Origin of the sequence: Amycolatopsis kentuckyensis (assembly GCF_002155975.1) — a bacterium.
In the GTDB taxonomy this organism is placed as follows: Bacteria; Actinomycetota; Actinomycetes; order Mycobacteriales; family Pseudonocardiaceae; genus Amycolatopsis; species Amycolatopsis kentuckyensis.
The window spans coordinates 1-3,183 of record NZ_MUMI01000734.1 but is presented as its reverse complement, the minus strand read 5'-3'; the positions used below and the strand labels follow the sequence as shown (position 1 = coordinate 3,183).

Genomic DNA, 3,183 nt, shown 5'->3' with positions numbered 1-3,183 from the left:
CGACGGCGGTCAAGCTGCGCGCGGCCCGCTCGAACCGCTCGATCGTCGTCGCGAACGGGTGCGAAGGCGATCCCCTGAGCCAGAAAGACGTTGCGCTGCTCACCCTTTCGCCGCACCTCGTCCTCGACGGCCTGCAGCTCGCCGCACACGCCATCGGCGCTACCGAGGCCGTGCTCTGCGTGCACGCGGGCAGCCCGGCGCTGCCGAGCGTCGCCGCGGCGCTCGCCGAGCGGGAAGACCGGGCGCCGGTGCGGGTCGCGGAGGTCCCGCGCCGCTACGTCGCCAGCGAGGAGACCGCACTCGTCCGGTACCTGACGTCGGGGGACGCGCGGCCGCTCGGCAAACGACCCCGGCCCGCCGAACGCGGCGTGCGCGGGCGGCCCACCCTCGTGTCCAATGTGGAGACTCTGGCGCAACTGGCGTCGGTGGTCCTGCTGGGGCCGCACCACTACCGCGCGTCCCGGACCGAGCTCGTCACGGTGACCGGCGCGGTACCGCGGCCCGGTGTCGTGGAAGTGGCCGCGGGGACGTCCTTGGCCGGCGTGCTGGCCGCGGCGGGCGGGGAAGCGGAGCCGGTGCAGGCGGTGCTCGCCGGCGGAACGTGGACCGCGGACCTCGGTGGCGGCCTGTCCGGGCTCGCGACGGTCTACGCGCTCCCGGCGCGTGACTGCGGGCTGGAGTACACGGCGAAGGTGCTGGCGTTCCTGGCGGCGGAGTCGGCGCGGCAGTGCGGGCCGTGCACGTTCGGCCTGCCGTCGATCGCGGCGGACTTCGCGGAGCTGGTCCACGGCGGTCCCGCGACGGCCCGGCTGGCCCGCCGCCTCCCGCTGCTGACCGGCCGCGGCGCGTGCGCCCACCCGGACGGCGCGGCCCGCCTCGCGGCGAGCGCGTTGCGGGTCTTCGGCGCCGACGTCCACGCTCACCAGGCCGGCGGCCGGTGCCGGATCCCGGCGGGTGTCGCATGAAGGTGACGGTGGACCCGATCGGGTGCCGCGCGCACGGCTTGTGCGCCGACCTGCTGCCGGAGCTGGTGCGGCTCGACGAGTGGGGCTACCCGGTGGTGGCGCCGGGCCCGGTGCCGGCGGAACTGGGGGCGGAGGCCCGGCGCGCGGCGGCTGCCTGCCCGGCGCTGGCGTTGCGGCTGCGGAAGGACTGAGGGACACGATAATCCGGTCGTGCCGCCGCGACCGAGCCGTTAGCCTCCGGCGTCATGGACGGCGAGCTCATCGACCGGATCCGCGGGGCCCGGCGGGTCGCCGCGCTGACCGGCGCGGGCATTTCCACCGCGTCCGGGATTCCCGACTACCGGGGCCCCGAAGGCGTCTGGACGCGCACACCGAGTGCCGTGAACGCCTTCACGCTCGAGAACTTCATGGCCGACACCGAGGTGCGCCGCGAGTTCTGGCGCACGTACCGGGGACACGCCGCTTGGCGCGCCGAGCCGAACGCAGCCCATCGCGCGCTGGCCGAGCTCGACCACGCGGGCGTCGCCGTCCGGGTGCTCACCCAGAACGTCGACGGCCTGCACCAGCGCGCCGGCCTAGCCGCGCGCAAGGTCCTCGAGCTGCACGGCAGCATGCACACCACGCGGTGCACCGGCTGCGCGGCCGGATTCCCGACCACGGAGGTCCTGGCGGCGGGCGACGACGACCCGCCGTGCCCGCGCTGCGGCGGGATCCTGAAGCTCGACGTTGTCCTCTTCGGACAGACGCTGGACGGCGAAGTCCTCGGCCGGGCCAGGAACATCGCGGCGGCGAGCGGGCTGTTCCTCGCGATCGGCAGCTCGCTGCAGGTGGAGCCGGCGGCGTCGCTGTGCACGGTCGCGGTGCGGGCCGGGGCGACGCTGGTCGTCGTCAACCGCGACCCGACGCCGTACGACGACGATGCCGCTTTCGTGCTGCGGGACGACATCGAGGCCGTCGTCCCGGAACTCTGCGCGGCGGTGAACCGGTGATCCGCGAAGCCCGCGAGGACGACTGGCCCGCGATCTGGCCGATCATCCACGACGTCGTCACCGAGCAGCGGACGTTCCCCTACGACCCGGCGATGACCGAGCGCGACGCCCGGGAGATGTGGCTGCGCGACCCGCCGGCCCGCGTGGTCGTCGCCCTCGACGGCGACCGGGTGACGGGCACGGCGAACATGTACGCCAACCGCCCGGGGCCGGGCAGCCACGTCGCTTCCGGCAGTCTGATGGTGGCGAAGGAGGCGCGTGGCGCGGGGGTGGGCCGGGCGCTCACGACGGACCTGATCGAATGGGCCCGGCGGAGCGGGTTCGCGGCGATTCAGTTCAACGCGGTCGTCGACGTGAACGTGGCCGCGGTCCGGTTGTACGAGAGCTTGGGGTTCGTGACGCTCGGAACGGCACCCGGCGCGTTCCGCCACCCGGCCGCCGGGGACGTCGGGCTGCGCATCATGTGGCTGGACCTGCGGTGACCTGCTAGCCGAACCGGCCTGCAATGCTTTCGCCGCCGTCGCCGTGCCCGAGGACTTCTACGCGCTCTCTTGATCCGTCGGATTCCCGGGAACATCCGGCAGTTCTTCGGCGAGGATGGTGTCGATCTTCCGGCTCGCGCTCCGCAGTTTCGCCACGCTCGCGACCAGCAGCACGAACGCGGCGGCGGGCACCACCAGCAGCACGGGCGGCCACCCGAGGAGGAAGACGGTACCGGCGCAGATCAGCGCGGAGACCAGGAAGACTGCCCGGCCGGCGACCCGCGGCCACGCGGGACGGGGCTTGGCGTGCCGGCCGCTCGGTGTGCGGAAAACCGGCTGCGCGAGGGCAGTGTGGACGCTCATCCAGACCTCCGGAACTGTTTCGTCGAACCAGCCGGGAGAGGATTCCCGGCGGCGGCACCGTGCAGTGAGTCGGGCTGGACCCGGCTCCGGTTACCTGTCGTTATTGGTTCGAGTCCCAATTCACTGAATCGAATTACCGGCCATTCTTGGTCCTTTTCGGCACTAGGGCCGTTGGTCCCGGATTCGCGCGCCGGAGGTCCCGCTCAGGACTCGTGGCCGGGACCCTTGCCCTTGGTCTTGCCGGGCGGATCGGTCTTCGGGGGCTTGCCCGATTTCGTCGGCGGCGGCCCGGCCGGCGACGGCGTTTCGTGGGTCACGGCGGCGGGTTCGAGCGACGCGGCTTCGCTGGTGCCCGGCTGCGTCCCGGAGCCGCCGATCCCGCCG

The 3,183-nt window shown here is 73.5% G+C and carries 5 protein-coding genes and 1 pseudogene; 4 read left to right on the top strand and 2 right to left on the bottom strand.

The genetic code is table 11. The features are described from left to right. The 4 genes from CCN39_RS46895 to CCN39_RS46880 form a co-directional block, all read left to right on the top strand. Positions 1 to 965, top strand: a 965-nt coding sequence (locus CCN39_RS46895) for an NADH-ubiquinone oxidoreductase-F iron-sulfur binding region domain-containing protein (protein WP_086853573.1), incomplete at its 5' end; no start/stop codon positions are given. After that, complete coding sequence (locus CCN39_RS46890) at positions 962 to 1,156, top strand: ferredoxin (protein WP_086853572.1); 195 nt, start codon at positions 962 to 964, stop codon at positions 1,154 to 1,156. The genes CCN39_RS46895 and CCN39_RS46890, both read left to right, overlap by 4 nt. Positions 1,157 to 1,210: 54 nt before the next feature. After that, a complete protein-coding gene (locus CCN39_RS46885; protein ID WP_086853571.1) occupies positions 1,211 to 1,954 on the top strand; it encodes an SIR2 family NAD-dependent protein deacylase in 744 nt (247 codons plus the stop codon). Then, the gene (locus CCN39_RS46880) at positions 1,951 to 2,436 is read left to right on the top strand and encodes a GNAT family N-acetyltransferase (protein ID WP_244211335.1); all 486 of its coding nucleotides are present in this window, start codon (positions 1,951 to 1,953) and stop codon (positions 2,434 to 2,436) included. Before CCN39_RS46885 ends, CCN39_RS46880 begins: the two co-directional genes overlap by 4 nt. A gap of 57 nt (positions 2,437 to 2,493) precedes the next feature. Here the strand turns inward: CCN39_RS46880 and CCN39_RS46875 are convergent, their stop codons facing one another. Then, entirely contained in the window at positions 2,494 to 2,799 is a 306-nt protein-coding gene (locus CCN39_RS46875; protein WP_086853570.1) for a hypothetical protein, read from the bottom strand. Positions 2,800 to 3,002: 203 nt separating this feature from the next. Next, positions 3,003 to 3,183 (bottom strand): annotated as a pseudogene (locus CCN39_RS50495) (hypothetical protein); the annotation flags it as partial.

What these genes read in the sequence shown, in the direction of transcription:
- CCN39_RS46890 (WP_086853572.1), top strand. Translation starts at nt 962, where the DNA reads ATGAAGGTGACGGTGGACCCGATCGGGTGCCGCGCGCACGGCTTGTGC.
- CCN39_RS46885 (WP_086853571.1), top strand. Translation starts at nt 1,211, where the DNA reads ATGGACGGCGAGCTCATCGACCGGATCCGCGGGGCCCGGCGGGTCGCC.
- CCN39_RS46875 (WP_086853570.1), bottom strand. Translation starts at nt 2,799, where the DNA reads ATGAGCGTCCACACTGCCCTCGCGCAGCCGGTTTTCCGCACACCGAGC.